The organism is Micromonospora sp. U21, from assembly GCF_018070045.1.
In the GTDB taxonomy this organism is placed as follows: Bacteria; Actinomycetota; Actinomycetes; order Mycobacteriales; family Micromonosporaceae; genus Micromonospora.
The window spans coordinates 49,078-65,543 of record NZ_JAGPYK010000003.1 but is presented as its reverse complement, the minus strand read 5'-3'; the positions used below and the strand labels follow the sequence as shown (position 1 = coordinate 65,543).

At 72.2% G+C, this 16,466-nt stretch carries 13 protein-coding genes; 6 read left to right on the top strand and 7 right to left on the bottom strand.

Annotated elements, in window-relative coordinates:
* Positions 1-13: 13 nt before the first annotated feature.
* From KBX63_RS05005 to KBX63_RS04985, 5 genes are all read right to left on the bottom strand, one after another.
* Complete coding sequence (locus tag KBX63_RS05005; protein ID WP_210908684.1) at positions 14-943, bottom strand: SDR family NAD(P)-dependent oxidoreductase; 930 nt, start codon at positions 941-943, stop codon at positions 14-16.
* Complete coding sequence (locus tag KBX63_RS05000) at positions 940-2,124, bottom strand: zinc-dependent alcohol dehydrogenase (RefSeq protein ID WP_210908680.1); 1,185 nt, start codon at positions 2,122-2,124, stop codon at positions 940-942. Before KBX63_RS05000 ends, KBX63_RS05005 begins: the two co-directional genes overlap by 4 nt.
* A gap of 737 nt (positions 2,125-2,861) precedes the next feature.
* On the bottom strand, positions 2,862-3,626 hold the full coding sequence (locus KBX63_RS04995) for a succinate dehydrogenase/fumarate reductase iron-sulfur subunit (protein ID WP_074318407.1): 765 nt from the start codon (positions 3,624-3,626) through the stop codon (positions 2,862-2,864).
* A complete protein-coding gene (locus tag KBX63_RS04990) occupies positions 3,623-5,560 on the bottom strand; it encodes a fumarate reductase/succinate dehydrogenase flavoprotein subunit (RefSeq protein WP_210908678.1) in 1,938 nt (645 codons plus the stop codon). Before KBX63_RS04990 ends, KBX63_RS04995 begins: the two co-directional genes overlap by 4 nt.
* Position 5,561: 1 nt before the next feature.
* Complete coding sequence (locus KBX63_RS04985) at positions 5,562-6,293, bottom strand: succinate dehydrogenase cytochrome b subunit (protein ID WP_210908676.1); 732 nt, start codon at positions 6,291-6,293, stop codon at positions 5,562-5,564.
* A 35-nt stretch (positions 6,294-6,328) separates the two neighbouring features.
* On the opposite strand from KBX63_RS04985, the gene KBX63_RS04980 reads away from it, so the two are divergent.
* On the top strand, positions 6,329-7,258 hold the full coding sequence (locus KBX63_RS04980) for a LysR family transcriptional regulator (RefSeq protein ID WP_210908674.1): 930 nt from the start codon (positions 6,329-6,331) through the stop codon (positions 7,256-7,258).
* 6 nt (positions 7,259-7,264) lie between these two features.
* Here the strand turns inward: KBX63_RS04980 and hrpA are convergent, their stop codons facing one another.
* Positions 7,265-11,335, bottom strand: a complete 4,071-nt coding sequence (hrpA, locus tag KBX63_RS04975) for an ATP-dependent RNA helicase HrpA (RefSeq protein WP_210908673.1) — start codon at positions 11,333-11,335, stop codon at positions 7,265-7,267.
* A 120-nt stretch (positions 11,336-11,455) separates the two neighbouring features.
* Between hrpA and KBX63_RS04970 the strand changes: the two genes are divergently transcribed.
* Positions 11,456-11,911, top strand: coding sequence for a cytidine deaminase (locus tag KBX63_RS04970; RefSeq protein ID WP_210908669.1), 456 nt, complete (start codon positions 11,456-11,458; stop codon positions 11,909-11,911).
* Positions 11,912-11,927: 16 nt separating this feature from the next.
* Here the strand turns inward: KBX63_RS04970 and KBX63_RS04965 are convergent, their stop codons facing one another.
* Positions 11,928-12,287, bottom strand: coding sequence for a YciI family protein (locus KBX63_RS04965; protein ID WP_210908667.1), 360 nt, complete (start codon positions 12,285-12,287; stop codon positions 11,928-11,930).
* Between the two features lie 140 nt (positions 12,288-12,427).
* Between KBX63_RS04965 and KBX63_RS04960 the strand changes: the two genes are divergently transcribed.
* The 4 genes from KBX63_RS04960 to KBX63_RS04945 are packed head-to-tail and all read left to right on the top strand — an operon-like array spanning position 12,428 to position 16,425.
* Positions 12,428-13,474 carry an iron ABC transporter permease gene (locus KBX63_RS04960; protein WP_210908665.1) on the top strand — a complete coding sequence of 349 codons (1,047 nt, stop codon included), beginning with the start codon at positions 12,428-12,430 and terminating at the stop codon, positions 13,472-13,474.
* A complete protein-coding gene (locus KBX63_RS04955; RefSeq protein ID WP_307871617.1) occupies positions 13,471-14,577 on the top strand; it encodes an iron ABC transporter permease in 1,107 nt (368 codons plus the stop codon). The genes KBX63_RS04960 and KBX63_RS04955 overlap by 4 nt, the downstream gene beginning before the upstream one ends.
* Before the next feature lie 34 nt (positions 14,578-14,611).
* Entirely contained in the window at positions 14,612-15,478 is an 867-nt protein-coding gene (locus KBX63_RS04950; RefSeq protein ID WP_210908663.1) for an ABC transporter ATP-binding protein, read from the top strand.
* Entirely contained in the window at positions 15,478-16,425 is a 948-nt protein-coding gene (locus KBX63_RS04945) for an ABC transporter substrate-binding protein (protein ID WP_210908661.1), read from the top strand. Before KBX63_RS04950 ends, KBX63_RS04945 begins: the two co-directional genes overlap by 1 nt.
* Positions 16,426-16,466 lie beyond the last annotated feature (41 nt).

Below are 16,466 nucleotides of genomic sequence, written 5' to 3'. Positions count from 1 at the left end.
GTCCCCCGACCGCTCACCCGAGCCACCGGCGCAGCGCGGCGCCGCCCGGCCCGGGGACGCTGCGGGCGAACTGCCGCAGGTCAGGCAGATGACCGCCGCGCACCGCCTCACCGGCCGGGTTCGGGGCGAAGACGGTGCCGTCGTGCGCGTCGACCGGCCGCCCGCTCAGGCCGGCCAACCGCATCAACGGTCCGACCAGGACGTCGTACACACCCGGCAGCACGGTGAAGCCGGCTCGCAGCAGCACGTTCAGCCGGCCCACCGAGACCTCCCGGCGGGGCCGGTCGACGCAGTCCACGATGGCCCGGGCCACCCGCTGCGGGCTGGTGACCGGCGGTGGGGGCCGGCCGACCCGGCCCAGGTAGTTCGCCGCCTGCTGGTACACCGGGGTGTCCACGCTGCCCGGGTTCACCAGGCACAGCCGGATCTGCGGGCTGTCGCGCAGCTCCTGCTGCACCGTCCGGACCAGCCCCTCCAACCCCCACTTGCTGGCCACGTAGGCGCTCATGTACGGCGCGGTGATGTGCGCGAGCACCGAGCCGGTGAGGATCAGGGTGCCGGCTCCGGTGGCCCGGAAGTGCCGCAACGCCACCCGCGCCGAGCCGGCGGCGGCCAGCAGATCGGTTCGCACCACTTGGTCGAAGACCCGCTCCGGCAGCTCGTCGAAGCGCCCGTAGGCCATGACGGCAGCCGTGTGCACCCAGACGTCGATGCGGCCGAACCGGTCGGTCGCGGCGTCCGCGAGCGCGTCCAGTGCCCCCGGCTCGGTGACGTCGGTGGGCACGGTCAGCACGTCGACGTCGGCGCACTCCTCGCGTACCTCGGCCAGGGTCTGTGGGGCGCGGGCGGCGAGGACGAGGCGGTCGCCGCGCTCGGCGAACGCCCGGGCCGTCGCCCGGCCGATCCCGCTGGTCGCGCCGGCGATCACCACGACCCGGCTCACGGAGCGAGCACGACCTTGATGCAGCCATCCTCCTTCTTCTGGAACATCTCGTACGCCTGCGGCGCCCTGGCCAGCGGCACCCGGTGGGTCCGCAGGTCCTCCACGCCCAGCGGGTCGTCGTCGCCGGCGAGCAGCGGCAGGATCTCGTCGGTCCACCGACGCACGTGGCACTGCCCCATCCGCAGCTGGATGCCCCGGTCGAACATCTCCATCAGCGGCATCGGGTCCGCCTCGCCCCCGTAGACACCGGAGAGCGAGACGGTGCCGCCGCGGCGGACCGCCTTGATCGCGGCGTGCAGGACGGAGAGCCGGTCCATGCCGACCCGGTCGGTCATCGTCCGGGCCAGCTTGTCCGGCAGCAGTCCGACGGCGGCGTGGGCCAGCTTGCCGGCCGGTGAGCCGTGCGCCTCCATGCCGACGGCGTCGATCACCGCGTCCGGGCCGCGTCCGTCGACCAGGTCGATCAGCGCCCCCGGTACGTCGTCGAGCTCCCGGACGTCGAGCACCTCGATGCCGTGCCGGCGGGCCAGCTCCAGCCGCTCGGGCACCAGGTCCAGCCCGATCACCCGGCCGGCACCGAGGTGGCGGCCGATCCGGGCGCAGAACTGGCCGACCGGGCCCAGACCGAACACCGCCAGGGTGCCGCCGGGCGGGGTGTCCGCGTACTTCACCGCCTGCCAGGCGGTCGGCAGGATGTCGGAAAGGTAGAGGTAGCGCTCGTCGGCGCCGGTCTGCGGGACGGTGATCGGTCCGAAGTGAGCCTGCGGGACGCGCAGGTACTCGGCCTGCCCGCCGGGGACCGAGCCGTAGAGCGAGGTGTAGCCGAACAGCGCCGCGCCCTTGCCCTCGCTGCCGACCTGGGTGGTCTCGCACTGGGCGTACAGCTGGCGCTGGCACATCCAGCAACTGCCGCAGGAGATGTTGAACGGGACCACCACCCGGTCGCCGGGCTTGAGCCGGGTCACTTCCGGGCCGACCTCCTCGACGATGCCCATCGGCTCGTGGCCGAGGATGTCACCCGGCTTCAGGTACGGTCCCAGTACCTCGTACAGGTGCAGGTCTGAGCCGCAGATCGCGGTCGAGGTGACCTTGATGATCGCGTCGGTCGGGTCCTCGATGCGGGGGTCCGGGACCTCTTCGACCCGTACGTCCCGCTTGCCATGCCAGGTCAGTGCCTTCATGCCGCTCGTCCCCTCTCCGGTGCCGTCCCTCGGACTGCTACCCGCGCTCCGGCACTTGAACCGGTCCCGGGCGGCTGCCTCGGGGGATCGTCCGGTTCCGCTCCGGTCGGCTCGGCTCGGCTCCGGTCCGGTCGGCTCGGTTCCGGTTCGTCGGTGGTTGCGGTGGGGGCTGGGGGCGACCGTCCCCGGCTCCGGGCGGTCAGGCTTGATCCCTGCGCCGGGGACGCTCGCCCCCAGCCCCGAGCCGGTCCGGGTTCGTCCGGGCCTGCCGGACCGCCCGCCTGCCCCGTGCGGGGGTTGGCTCTTCGTGTGCCGTGGTCGCCTCTGGATGGCCTTGTCGGCGGCTAGTGATCAACTCGGTTTGCGGGGCGTCGGGGTGTCCCGGGCGTGGGGATACGCCGATTTCCAGGGGCCGGAGTTGATCTCCGCTCCCGCTCCGACGGTCAGCCGTAGCACCTGCGGCCCCGGTCGGCCGCCTGCCTCGTCGGCCCAGCGCCGAAATAACAGACCCACCTCAGCGCCAAGCGCAGAAGGAAAGAGCCGCTGGCCGGCACCCACGAGGGGTGCCGGCCAGCGGCGTTTTCACGTACTCGGGGAGAACCGGGACCGGTGCGCGGACGGTGACCAGGTCAGGGCTGGGGGCGACCGTCCCCGGCGGAGGGATCAAGCCTGACCGCCCGGAGCCGGGGACGGTCGCCCCCAGCCCGAAGCCCGACCACGGAGAGGCCCGACAAGGATCAAGATCCCGGAGTGTTGTCGCCCCGCTTCGAGGTGGCCATGAGGTAGTCGCGGTTGAGGCGGCCGATCGTGTTCAGCGGAATGCCCTTCGGGCAGGCCGGGGTGCACTCGCCGGCGTTGGTGCAGCCGCCGAAGCCGGCCTCGTCGTGCGCGTCGACCATGCCGATCACCCGGGTGTACCGCTCGGGCTGGCCCTGCGGCAGCAGCGAGAGCTGGGTGAGCTTGGCGGCGGTGAAGAGCATGCCGGAGCCGTTCGGGCAGGCGGCGACACACGCGCCGCAGCCGATGCAGGCCGCCGACTCGAAGGCGGCGTCCGCGTTGGCCTTGGCCACCGGGGTGGAGTGCGCCTCGGGCGCGCTGCCGGTCGGGGCGGTGATGTAGCCACCGGCAGCGATGATCTTGTCGAAGGCACCCCGGTTGACCACCAGGTCCTTGATCACCGGGAAGGCGCTGGCGCGCCACGGCTCGATGTCGATCGTCTCGCCGTCGGTGAACTGCCGCATGTGCAGCTGGCAGGCGGTGGTGCCGCGCTGCGGCCCGTGCGCGTCACCGTTGATCATCAGGCCACACATGCCGCAGATGCCCTCGCGGCAGTCGTGGTCGAACGCCACCGGGTCCTCGCCGGCGAGGATCAACCGCTCGTTGAGCACGTCGAGCATCTCGAGGAACGACATGTCCGGGGACACGTCGTCGACCTGGTAGGTCACCATCCGACCCTTGTCCTCAGGGCCCTTCTGGCGCCAGATGCGCAGGGTCAGGTTCACTTGTAGCTCCGCTGCGTGGGGTGGACGTATTCGAACTTCAGGTCTTCCTTGTGCAGCACCGACGGCTCACCGGTGGCGGTGAACTCCCAGGCCGCCACGTACGCGAACCGGTCGTCGTCGCGCTGCGCCTCACCGTCCGGGGTCTGGTGCTCGGCCCGGAAGTGGCCGCCGCAGGACTCCTCGCGGTGCAGGGCGTCGATGCACATCAGCTCGGCCAGCTCGAAGAAGTCGGCCACCCGGCCGGCCTTCTCCAGCGACTGGTTGAGCTCCTCGCCGGTGCCGGACACCCGGACCCGCTGCCAGAACTGGTCGCGCAGGGCGCGGATCTCGTCGATCGCCTTGCGCAGCCCGGCCTCGCTGCGCTCCATGCCGCAGTGCTCCCACATGATCTGGCCCAGCTCCCGGTGGAACGAGTCCACCGTCCGGTCGCCGTTGACCGCCAGCAGCCGCTGGACCCGGTCCTCGACGTCGGCGCGCGCCTCGACCGCCGCCGGGTGGCTGGCGTCGACCTTCTCCAGCGGACCCGAGGCCAGGTAGTTGGCGATCGTGGTCGGCAGCACGAAGTAGCCGTCGGCCAGGCCCTGCATCAGCGCCGAGGCGCCGAGCCGGTTCGCGCCGTGGTCGGAGAAGTTCGCCTCGCCGATCACGAACAGGCCGGGGATGCTCGACTGGAGGTCGTAGTCGACCCAGAGACCACCCATCGTGTAGTGCACGGCGGGGTAGATCCGCATCGGCACCTCGTACGGGTCCTCGCCGGTGATCCGCTCGTACATCTCGAAGAGGTTGCCGTACTTGGCCTCGATGGCCTTGCGGCCCAGCCGGCCGATCGCGTCGGCGAAGTCGAGGTAGACGCCGAGCTTGGTCGGTCCGACGCCCCGCCCCTCGTCGCAGACGTTCTTCGCGGCGCGGGAGGCGATGTCGCGGGGAACCAGGTTGCCGAACGAGGGGTAGATCCGCTCCAGGTAGTAGTCCCGCTCGTCCTCCGGGATGTCCCGGGGGTTGCGGTCGTCGCCCTTGGTCTTCGGCACCCACACCCGGCCGTCGTTGCGCAGCGACTCGCTCATCAGGGTCAGCTTCGACTGGTGGTCGCCGGAGACCGGGATGCAGGTCGGGTGGATCTGCGTGTAGCAGGGGTTGGCGAAGTACGCGCCCTTGCGGTGCGCCCGCCAGGTGGCGGTGACGTTGCAGCCCTTGGCGTTGGTGGAGAGGTAGAAGACGTTGCCGTAGCCACCCGAGGCGAGCACGACGGCGTCGGCCATCTCGGTGCTGATCTCACCGGTGACCAGGTCCCGGACCACGATGCCCCGGGCCTTGCCGTCCACGATGACCAGCTCCAGCATCTCGTGGCGGGCGTTCATCTCCACGTTGCCGAGGCCGATCTGCCGCTCCAGCGCCTGATAGGCGCCGAGCAGCAGCTGCTGGCCCGTCTGCCCCCGGGCGTAGAAGGTGCGCTGCACCTGGGCGCCGCCGAAGGAGCGGGTGTCCAGCAGGCCGCCGTACTCGCGGGCGAACGGCACGCCCTGGGCGACGCACTGGTCGATGATGTTGACCGAGACCTCGGCCAGGCGGTGCACGTTCGACTCCCGGGAGCGGAAGTCGCCGCCCTTCACGGTGTCGTAGAACAGCCGGTGCACCGAGTCGCCGTCGTTGCGGTAGTTCTTGGCGGCGTTGATGCCGCCCTGCGCCGCGATGGAGTGCGCCCGGCGCGGGCTGTCCTGGTAGCAGTAGGACCTGACGTGGTAGCCCTGCTCGGCCAGGGTCGCCGCGGCCGAGCCGCCGGCCAGGCCGGTGCCGACCACGATCACCGTCATCTTGCGGCGGTTGGCGGGGTTGACCAGCTTGGCCTCGAAGCGCCGGGTTTCCCAACGCTTCTCGACCGGGCCGGTGGGAGCCTTGGTGTCGGCGATCGGGTCGCCCTCGGTGAAGAGTTCCATGTCAGGCCACCAATCCGGTGAGAACGGCGAACGGGACCACCAGGTAGCCGACGCAGAGCGCGACGGCGAAGACCAGCGCGGCGTTGCGTGCCCGGCGTTCGCCCCGGGGCGTCTGCTGGCCGAGGCTGCGGAACGCGCTGAACGCGCCGTGGCGCAGGTGGAAGCCCACCGCGACGATGGCGAGGGTGTAGAAGAGCGTGACGTACCAGCGCTCCGGCGCGAAGTCGGCGACGACGTTGCCGTACGGCTTGCTGGCGTCACCGACCGGGTTCAGCGTGCCGGTGGTCAGGTCCAGGAGGTGGTAGATCACGAAGAGCAGGATGATCACGCCGCCCCAGCGCATGGTGCGGGCCGCGTAGCTGCCGTTGACCTTCTTGCGGTGGGCGTACTTCACCGGTCGGGCCGCGCGGGCCCGCCGGGCCAGCACGGTCGCGGCCACGATGTGGGCGACGACCGCCACCACCAGCACGGAGCGCAGGATCCACAGGAACCACACGCCGGGCAGCAGCGGCTTGCCGATGTCGCGCAGCCAGTGCGCGTAGTGGTCGAACGAGGTCTCCCCCGTGAACACCTTCAGGTTTCCGATCATGTGCGCGATCAGGAACAGCGCCAGCAGGATGCCCGTCACCGCCATGACGGCCTTGAGGCCGACGTTGGAGCGGATGGGCGACCGAGTTTTCGTGACTACCACACGATCGACGCTAGGAGCACTTGGATCAGTCGTCCAATGCATCAAACTCGCAGTGTTGATAGCCATAAGCTATGTAGATGCAACTCCATCAGCTCCGGTACTTCGTTGCGGTGGCCGAAGTACGACATTTCACCCAAGCCGCCGACATCGTCGGCATAACTCAGCCTTCGCTCAGTAAGCAAATTCACGCCCTGGAGACCGACCTCGGGGCCCCACTCTTCGAACGGGTACGGGGCAACATCGCCCTCACCGCTGCCGGCGAGGTGCTGCTGCCGTTGGCGACCCGGATCCTCGCCGACGTGGAGACCGCGACCCGCGAGGTCCAGGAACTGGTCGGGCTGCGCCGGGGCCGGGTCCGGCTCGGCGCCACCCCCAGCCTCGCCACGTCGCTCGCCCCGCCGGTGCTGCGCCGGTTCCGCGACGCGCACCCCACCGTCGACCTCAAGGTCGAGGAGGGTGGATCCCAGGACCTGGTGCGCAATCTGCTCCGCGGTGACCTCGACCTGGCGCTGATCATCATGCCGGCCCAGGGCGTCGACCCGGGGCTGCGCGTCGACCCGATCCTCCAGGAGAGCCTGGTGGTCGCCTCGGTGGGGGAGGTGCCGACCGCCTCGGCGAGCGGGGAGTTGCGCATCACCGACCTGCGCGACCAGCCCATGGTGATGTTCAGGGAGGGCTACGACCTGCGCGACGCCACCATCGAGGCGTGCCGCGCGGCGGGCTTCGAGCCGACCTTCGCGGTGGACGGCGGTGAGATGGACGCGGTGCTCAGCTTCGTCGAGGCAGGGCTCGGCATCGCGCTGGTGCCCGGCATCGTGCTGGCTCGCCGGCCGGGGGTGCGGATCACGCCGCTGGCGCCGCCCGGGGTCCGGCGGACCATCGCGGTGGCCCGCCGGCGGGACGTCGTGCCGACCCACGCCGGCCGGGAGCTTCGCCGGATCCTGCTCGACTACGTGCAGTCCGCGATCGACCGCGACAACCTCCCGTCCGGCGTGGACCCGCGCTGATCGCCGTCAGCGTCCTTCGGCGTCGTCCATCGCCCGGTAGATCCGCTGCTCCGAGACGGGGTACGGGGTCCCCAGCGCCTGGGCGAAGACGTTCACCCGCAACTCCTCGATCATCCAACGGATCTGCCGGACGGCGGTCTCCTGCCGGCGCCCCGGCGGCAGCGCGGCGAGCAGGTCGGCGTACTCCTTCTGCACCGCCGCGACCCGGTCCTGCTGCTGGCGGTCGCGCTGCGGGTTGCCTGGCAGCCGTTCCAGCCGGCGCTCGATGGCGGTGAGGTAACGCAGCAGGTCGGGCAGGCGCGCGTACCCGGTCTCGGTGATGAAACCGGCGTGCACCAGCCCGGCGAGCTGGCTGCGGATGTCGGCCAGCGCGGCCACCACGGCGAGGTTCCGGGTGGCGCCGAGCCGTTGCTCGACGGCGTACGCGGCGGCGAGCACCTTGCGGACCCGGTCCATCACCTCGACCACGGTGTCGACCAGGTCGGCGCGGACCTTCTCGCGGAGCGCCGCGAACCCATCGCCGTCCCAGGCCGGCCCGCCGGCGGCACCGATCAGCCGGTCGATGGCCGCGCCCGCCGCGTCCTCGATCAGCTCCTGCACGCCGCCGTGCGGGTTGCGGCTCAGCGCCAGCTTCGCCTCGTTGCTCAGCCGGCCCTGCAGGAAACGCGCCGGGGACGGCACGGTGAGCCGCAGCAGCCGGCGGGTGCCGGCCCAGTGCGCCGCCTCCGCCTCGGCGGGGGAGTCGAAGACCTTCACCCCGACCGTGGCGCCCTCGTCGACCAGCGCCGGGTACGCGGTCACCGCGTAGCCGGCGCGGACCTGCTCGATGGTGCGAGGAAGATCGTCAATGCTCCACTCGCGCAGCCCCGTCCGGGCGACCTCCGGCGCGGCGGCCGCCACCACCTGGCGTACCTCCTGGTGGAGCTGGCGTTGCAGGGCCGGTAGGTCCTTGCCCTCGGCGACCGGCTTGTCGTCGTCGCCCAGCACCCGGAAGGTGACCCGCAGGTGGGCCGGGAGTTTGCCCGGTTCCCAGGCGTCGCGGGGCACGGTGACACCGGTCATCCGGCGCAGCTGCCGGGTGAGCGCGTCCAGCAGCGGCTCCTCACCAGGGGTGATCGCCGCCAGGGCGGCCCGCGCGAAGTCCGGCACCGGGACGAAGTTGCGGCGCACCGCCTTGGGCAGCGAGCGGATCAGCGCGATCACCGTCTCCTCGCGCAGCCCGGGCACCTGCCAGTCGAAGCTCTCCGCCGGCACCTGGTTGAGCAGCGGCAGCGGGATGTCCACGGTGACGCCGTCGGTCGGCGTGCCCGGCTCGAACCGGTAGGTCAGCGGCAGGGTCACCCCGTCGGCTCGCCACTCGTCCGGGTAGTCGCCCTCGTCCACCCCCGGCCGGCCGTCGTTGACCAGCAGGTCGCGGGTGAAGGTGAGCAGATCGGGTTGGTCCCGGCGGGTCTTCTTCCACCAGGCGTCGAAGTGCCGGCCGGAGACCACGTCGGCGGGGATCCGCTGGTCGTAGAAGCCGAAGATCGCCTCGTCGTCGACGAGGATGTCCCGGCGGCGGGCCCGGCTCTCCAATTCCTCGATCTCGGCGAGCAGCCGCTTGTTGTCCGCCCAGAACTGGTGGTGGGTCTGCCAGTCGCCCTCCACCAGCGCGTGCCGGATGAACAGCTCGCGGCTCAGCGCCGGGTCGATCCGACCGAAATTCACCTTGCGCGAGGTCACCAGCGGGATGCCGTACAGGGTGACCTTCTCGTAGGCCATCACCGCGGCCTGCTTCTTCTCCCAGTGCGGTTCGCTGTAGCTGCGCTTGACCAGGTGCTGCGCGAGCGGTTCGACCCACTCCGGTTCGACCCGGCCGGCAATCCGGCCCCACAGCCGGGACGTCTCCACCAGCTCGGCGGCCATCACCCAGCGCGGCGGCTTCTTGAACAGCGCCGAGCCGGGAAAGAGCGCGAACTTCGCTCCCCGCGCACCCAGGTACTCGTGCTTCTGGGCGTCCTTGAGCCCGATGTGCGACAGGAGGCCCGGCAGCAGGGACAGGTGCACCTTCGGGGTGTCGATCTCCTCCGGCAGGTCCGCGCCGCCACGTCGGCTCTCACCCCGGCCGGCGTCCGCGCCGTCCGAGGTGTCGCGCGCCGGCCGCTCACCACGCCGGTCGCCGTCGGGCGGGGTACGCAGCACCTGACGCAGTTGGCCGACGATGTCCTGCCACTCGCGGACCCGCAGGTAGTTCAGGTACTCCGCCTTGCACATCCGGCGGAACGCGCTGGACGACAGCGCCCGCTGCTGCTCCCGCAGGTAGCGCCAGAGGTTGAGGAAGGCGACGAAGTCCGACTCCTTGTCGGCGAACCGGGCGTGTGCCTGGTCGGCCTGGGCCTGCTTCTCCGCCGGCCGCTCCCGCGGGTCCTGGATGGATAGCGCGGCGGCGATCACCAGCACCTCGGTGGCGCAACCGTTGCGCTCGCCCTCGACGACCATGCGGGCCAGTCGCGGGTCGACCGGCAGTTGGGCCAGCCGCCGGCCCAGCGCGGTGAGCCGCTTCGCCGGGTCGGCCTCGGCCGGGTCGAGCGCGCCCAGCTCGTGCAGCAGGTTGACCCCGTCGGTGATGTTGCGCCGGTCCGGCGGGTCGATGAACGGGAACGCGGCGAGGTCGCCGAGCCCGATGGCGGTCATCTGGAGGATGACCGACGCCAGGTTGGTGCGCAGGATCTCCGGGTCGGTGAACTCCGGCCGGGAGAGGAAGTCCTGCTCGTCGTAGAGGCGGATGCAGATACCGTCCGAGGTCCGGCCGCAGCGCCCCTTGCGCTGGTTGGCCGACGCCTGGGAGATCGGCTCGATCGGCAGCCGCTGCACCTTGAGGCGGCTGGAGTAGCGGGAGATCCGGGCGGTGCCCGGGTCCACGACGTACTTGATGCCGGGCACGGTCAGCGAGGTCTCCGCGACGTTGGTGGCGAGCACCACCCGGCGCGAGGTGTGCGCGGCGAAGACCCGGTGCTGCTCGGCGCTGGAGAGCCGGGCGTACAGCGGCAGGATCTCGGTGCCGAGCAGTGCGCGTTTCTTCTGTACCAGCTTGCCCAGCGCGTCGGCGGTGTCCCGGATCTCCCGTTCCCCGCTGAGGAAGACAAGGATGTCGCCGGGGCCCTCGGCGGCCAGTTCCTCGACGGCGTCGCCGATCGCCTGGATCTGGTCGCGGACGGTTTCCTCGTCCCCGTCGCCGTCCTCCTCGCCCTCGGCGACCTCGACCAGCGGCCGGTAGCGCACCTCCACCGGATAGGTCCGCCCTGAGACCTCCACCACCGGCGCCGGTACGCCCTGCGGCTCGTCGGCGGTCGGCGGTCCGGCGAAGTGCCGGGCGAAGCGGTCGGTCTCGATGGTCGCCGAGGTGATGATCACCTTGAGGTCGGGTCGCCGGGGCAGCAGCTCCCGCAGGTACCCGAGGATGAAGTCGATGTTGAGGCTGCGCTCGTGCGCCTCGTCGATGATCAACGTGTCGTACTGGCGCAGCATCCGGTCGGTCTGCAACTCGGCCAGCAGGATGCCGTCGGTCATCAGCTTGACCAGGCTGCGCTCGCTGACCTGGTCGGTGAAGCGCACCTTGTAGCCGACCACGTCACCCAACTCGGTGCCCAGCTCGTCGGCGATCCGGTCGGCGACCGTCCGGGCGGCCAGCCGCCGGGGCTGGGTGTGCCCGATCAGCCCGTGCACTCCGCGCCCCAGCTCCAGGCAGATCTTGGGGATCTGGGTGGTCTTGCCGGAGCCGGTCTCGCCGGCCACGATCACCACCTGGTGGTCGCGGATGGCGGCGGCGATGTCGTCCTTGCGCTCGCTGACCGGCAACCCCGCGGGGTACGTGATGACGGGCACCGCCGCTCGCCGGGTGGCGATCCGCTGCTCGGCCCGGACCACGTCAGCGGTGATCTCGGCCAGCGCCGCGTCCCGACGCTGCGGGTCGCGCAGCTTGCGGGCGCCGTCCAGCCGTCGCTGGAGCCGGCGCTGGTCGCGGAACATCAGGGGGGTGAGGCGGCGGTGCAGCTCGCGGACGGGATCGGTCGCGGCGGAGGCGGCTGGATTCTGCATGTCGTGCCCAAGGATAGGCAGCCCGGCCGCGTACCGCCCCCGGGTTACCGCGCCACCGCCGCCTGGACGCCCGGGCGGCGGTCTACAGTTGGCGGCCGACGTCGAGCGCGGAGGGCCGGAATGGAGCTGCGGGACACCGACCGGGCGCTGGTGCAGGCCGCCACGGCGGTCGCCAAGCTGCGCTGCCGCAGCGAGCACCACACCGTCGCGGCCGCCGCCCGGACCGCCGACGGGCGGGTCTTCACCGGAGTCAACGTCCACCACGTCACCGGAGGGTCCTGCGCCGAGCTGATCGTCGTCGGCACCGCCGCGACGCAGGGGGTGACCGGGCTGGAGGCCATCGTGACGGTCGCCGACCGGGGGCGTGCGGTCGTCGCGCCGTGCGGCCGGTGCCAGCAGGTGCTGCGGGACCACTTCCCGGCGCTGCGGGTGATCATCGGCTCGGTGGAGGCGCTACGGGTGGTCCCGATCGGGGAGCTGCCGCGAGAGCACCGCAGTGAGGATGAGCAGGGGAGCACGCCCGCGCCGGTCAGCTCGTCCGGCCTCCCGGCGGCCCCGACCGGCGCCACCGGCTGAGCCCACCGGCGTCGGATCAGTCGCCCGCCGCCGCCTCCAGCATCGACCGGGGCATCGGCACGCTCTCGAACCGCACGTTGCCCTCCGGGACCAGCCAGCTCGTCACCTGCACGGCCAGGCGGCCGGCCCGCACGGCCGGATCGTTGGCGTAGAGCGTACGGGCCTCGTCCGGGGCGATGGAGAGCACGACGAAGCCCCGCAGCCGGTCGTCGTCGGCGTGCAGGAACGGCCCGGCCGCGAGCACCAGTCCCTGCTCCACGAGCCCCGCCTGGTGCGCCAGGTGCGCGTTCTGCAACCGGTCGATCGCGTCCTGCGGCAGCTCCGGGGCGTCCTCGGGCCGGACCAGAAGCACGACCGTGTGCTGGTCGAATCGCATGCTCCCACCCTAGGCGCGCCGCCCCCTCGGCGCGGGCGTCCGCCCTGGTCATCCGCTCGGGATCGACGAGCGCCAGTTAGGCGACCCTCAGCACGTCGGCTAAGGTAAGGCGAACCTAAGCGCGAACGTGCAGGAGACTCGTGACCACCCTCGCCATCCGGCCGGCACCGGCCCGCAGCCGGTCCGGCACCCGCACCGGCCGCCGGGTGGCCGTGACCGTCGGCGCCGCGCTGGTACTGCTGCTCACCGTGCTGGCCAGCTTCGCGCTCGGCAGCCGGCAACTCGGTGTCGACCAGGTCTGGAACGCCCTCGTCGCGCCGGACGGCGGTGACGCCAGCACCATCGTCCGGGAGCTGCGGGTGCCGCGCACCGCGCTCGGCCTTGCCGTCGGGCTCGCGCTCGCCGTGGCCGGCGTGCTGTTCCAGGCGCTCACCCGCAACCCACTCGCCGAGCCGCGCATCCTCGGCATCAGTGCCGGCGCGTCGTTCGGCGTGGTGCTGGCCATCTCCGTCTTCGGTGTCGGCACGCTCGCCGGGTACGTCTGGTTCGGCATCGCCGGCGCGCTGCTCGCCGGGCTGTTGGTCTTCGCCATCGCCAGCCGGGCCCGCGAGGGCGCCAGTCCGGTCACCCTCGCGCTGGTCGGGGCGGCGCTCGACGCCAGCCTCGCCTCCGGGGTGTACGCGCTGCTCAGCATCGACGCCCGCACCTTCGAGGAGTACCGGTTCTGGGTGGTCGGTGGGCTGGCCGGGCGGGACCTGTCGGTCACCGCTCAGGTACTGCCCTTCGTCCTCGCCGGGCTGGTGCTGGCCGCCCTGGTGGCCCGGGGTCTGGACGCTCTGGCCCTCGGCGACGACGTGGCCCGCGGCCTCGGCAACCGGGTCGGCCTGGTCCGCCTCGGCGGTGGCCTCGCCGCGGTGCTGCTGACCGGGGCCGCTGTGGCGGCCGCCGGCCCGGTCGCCTTCGTCGGGTTGGCCGTGCCGCACCTGGCGCGCGCACTGGTCGGGGCGGACCACCGCTGGACCCTCGCCGTCTCCGCCCTGCTCGGGCCGGCGCTGCTGCTCGGCGCCGACGTCGTCGGCCGGCTCGTCGCCCCGCCCGGTGAGATACCGGCCGGGATCGTCACCGCCCTGATCGGCGCGCCGCTGCTGGCCGTGCTGGTCCGCCGTGCCCGGGTGGTGACCGCGTGACCACCGTCGACCGCCGCCCCGACTCCTCGACCACGGCGCCCGACGCCGACGCGTCGCCCGGTACCGCCAGCGCACGGCTGCCCGGGCGGTCGCTGCTGCGGATCGGCCCGGTCAGCCTCCAGGTCCGCCGTCGCGCGGTGCTGGTGGCCGCCGCGCTGATCGTGCTGCTCCTGCTGGCAGTGGTACTCAGCCTCTCCCTCGGCACCCCGTACGTCGCCCCGGCCGACGTGCTGCGCGCGCTCTCCGGGGCGGGCACCCCGTACGACCTGGTCGTCTTTGACCTTCGGCTGCCGCGGATCGTGCTGGCCGCGGTGGCCGGCGCGGCCTTCGGCGTGGCCGGGACGCTGATCCAGAGCGTCGCCCGCAATCCGCTGGCCAGCCCCGACGTCATCGGCATCACCCAGGGCGCCGGGCTCGCCGCGACCGTGGCGTTGACCAGCGGGGCCGCCGCAGTGCTGGTGGCCCCCACCGCGCTGGTGGGCGGGCTGCTCGCCGCGGTGCTGCTGTTCGCCCTCGGTGCTCGGCACGGGCTGGCCGCGCAGCGGTTCGTGCTCGCCGGGGTGGCGGTCGCCTTCGCCTTCCGGGCGCTGACCGAGGTGGTCATGCTCACCGCCGACCCGATCGACGGGCTGCGGGCGCAGATCTGGCTGATCGGCACGCTGGCCGGCAAGGGCTGGACCGAGGCCGCCTGGATCGCCGGGACGCTGCTGGTGCTGCTGCCGGTGCTGGCCTGGGCCGGTTGGGCGCTGAACAGCACCGCGCTGGACGACGACACCGCGCGCGGGGTCGGGCTGCGTCCGGTGGCCCGTCGCATCGGGCTCGCCGGCACCGGCGTACTCGTCGCCGCGATGGTCACCGCCCAGGTCGGCGCCGTCGACTTCGTGGCCCTGGTCGCGCCCCAGGTGGCGCGGCGGCTGGTGCGCGCCGAACGGCCGCCGCTGGTCTGCGCGGCGCTGCTCGGCGCGCTGCTGCTGGTGCTGGCCGATCTGGCCGGCCGGCGGCTGTTCGCACCCACCCAACTGCCGGCCGGCGTGCTGACCGCGGCGATCGGTGGGCCGTACCTGATCTTCCTGCTGCTGCGCGGACGGCGGCGTTCCTCGTGACGGCCACCCGCCCCGGCCCCCTGAAGGAGTCGTGATGCTCTCCACCCGCGACCTGGTCGCCGGCTACGACGATCGGACCGTGCTCGACGGGCTCGACCTGGACCTGCCGACCGACGCGTTCACCGTGATCGTCGGGCCGAACGCGTGCGGCAAGTCCACCCTGCTGCGAACCATGGCCCGGTTGCTCACCCCCCGCCGCGGCACGGTGCTGCTGGACGGCAGCGCGATCCGCGACCTGCCTACCCGGGAGGTGGCCCGTCGACTCGGCGTGTTGCCGCAGAGCCCGCTGGTGCCCGAGGGTGTCACCGTTGCCGACCTGGTGGGGCGTGGCCGGCAGCCGTACCAGCGGTGGTGGCGGCAGTGGTCACCGGAGGACGGCGCGGCGGTGGACCGGGCGATGGCCCTGGCCGACGTGGCCGGCCTGGCCGACCGGCCGGTCGACAGCCTCTCCGGCGGCCAGCGACAGCGGGTGTGGATCGCCATGACGCTGGCCCAGGACACCGACGCCCTGCTGCTGGACGAGCCGACCACCTTCCTCGACCTGGCCCACCAGGTGGAGGTGCTGGACCTGCTGCACCGGCTGCGCGTCGAGCGGGGCCGCACCGTGGTTGCCGTGCTGCACGACCTGAACCAGGCCGCCCGCTACGCCGACCACCTGGTCGCGATGCGCGCCGGCACGGTGGTGGCCGCGGGGCCGCCCCGGGAGATCCTCACCGCGGACCTGGTCCGTGACGTCTTCGGGCTGGCCTGCGTGGTCGTGCCCTGCCCGGTGACCGGGGCGCCCCTGGTGGTTCCCGCGCACACCGGCGGCACCACCGCCCGCCCGGTTACCCCCTCCGCCCAACCCGCCGACGACGGGAACATCCCGCTCGCCGGCTCGTACCCTTCGAAAGGACTCTGATGCGTCGTCTCGTCGCCGCCCTCGCCGCGGCCGTCGCCCTCGGCGTCGGCCTCACCGCCTGCGGTGAGAGCGACCCGGTCGCCGGCTCCACCACCGGGGAGACCCGGGAGATCACCCACGCCATGGGCACCACCAAGGTCCCGGCGGAGCCCAAGCGCGTCGTCGTGCTCGACACCGACAAGATCGACACGGTGCTCTCGCTGGGCGTCACGCCGGTCGGCGCCGCCACCGCCGGTGAGGCCAAGAGCTGGCCGACCTACTTCGGCGCGGACAAGCTCGCCAGCATCAAGGAGGTCGGGGTGCTCACCGAGCCCGACCTGGAGGCGATCAACGCGCTGAAGCCGGACCTCATCCTGGGCAGCAAGTTCCGCCAGGAGAAGTTCTACGACGAGCTGGCCGCCATCGCGCCGACGGTGTTCACCGACAAGGTCGGCATCACCTGGAAGGAGAACTTCCTCCTCGACGGCAAGGCACTCGGCCACGAGCAGCAGGCCAAGGATCTGCTCGCCGCGTACGAGAAGCGCGCCAAGGACTTCGGCGCGGCGCTCGGCGACGCCGCCGCCCGCAAGGTGTCCATCGTGCGGTTCCTCCCCGGCAACATCCGGGTCTACGGCCCGGACTCGTTCTCCGGCATCGTCATCGGCGACACCGGCCTGGGCCGCCCCGAGCGGCAGCAGCTCGCCAACAAGGAGGACAAGCGCTTCGACCTGGTCAGCCCCGAGCGGATCAACGAGGTCGACGGTGACGTCATCTTCGTGACCGCCTACGGCGACAAGGCCGCCGCCGAGCAGACCAAGATGACCGCCGGCACCCTCTGGAAGGGCCTCGGCGCGGTCAAGGCCGGCAAGGCGTACCCGGTCGCCGACGAGGTCTGGATGACCGGCATCGGCGTCGGCGCCGCCAACAAGATCCTCGACGACCTGGCAAAGTACCTCCCCGCCGCCTAACCCCGGCGCGCCGCGCGCCACGCCCCAAGATCACGCTCGAC

Excerpts from the sequence above, each read along its gene's own strand:
- KBX63_RS05000 (WP_210908680.1), bottom strand. The coding sequence starts at position 2,124 with ATGAAGGCACTGACCTGGCATGGCAAGCGGGACGTACGGGTCGAAGAG.
- KBX63_RS04990 (WP_210908678.1), bottom strand. The coding sequence starts at position 5,560 with ATGGAACTCTTCACCGAGGGCGACCCGATCGCCGACACCAAGGCTCCC.
- KBX63_RS04965 (WP_210908667.1), bottom strand. The coding sequence starts at position 12,287 with ATGCGATTCGACCAGCACACGGTCGTGCTTCTGGTCCGGCCCGAGGAC.
- KBX63_RS04970 (WP_210908669.1), top strand. The coding sequence starts at position 11,456 with ATGGAGCTGCGGGACACCGACCGGGCGCTGGTGCAGGCCGCCACGGCG.
- KBX63_RS04950 (WP_210908663.1), top strand. The coding sequence starts at position 14,612 with ATGCTCTCCACCCGCGACCTGGTCGCCGGCTACGACGATCGGACCGTG.
- KBX63_RS04985 (WP_210908676.1), bottom strand. The coding sequence starts at position 6,293 with ATGCATTGGACGACTGATCCAAGTGCTCCTAGCGTCGATCGTGTGGTA.
- hrpA (WP_210908673.1), bottom strand. The coding sequence starts at position 11,335 with ATGCAGAATCCAGCCGCCTCCGCCGCGACCGATCCCGTCCGCGAGCTG.
- KBX63_RS04945 (WP_210908661.1), top strand. The coding sequence starts at position 15,478 with ATGCGTCGTCTCGTCGCCGCCCTCGCCGCGGCCGTCGCCCTCGGCGTC.
- KBX63_RS04980 (WP_210908674.1), top strand. The coding sequence starts at position 6,329 with ATGCAACTCCATCAGCTCCGGTACTTCGTTGCGGTGGCCGAAGTACGA.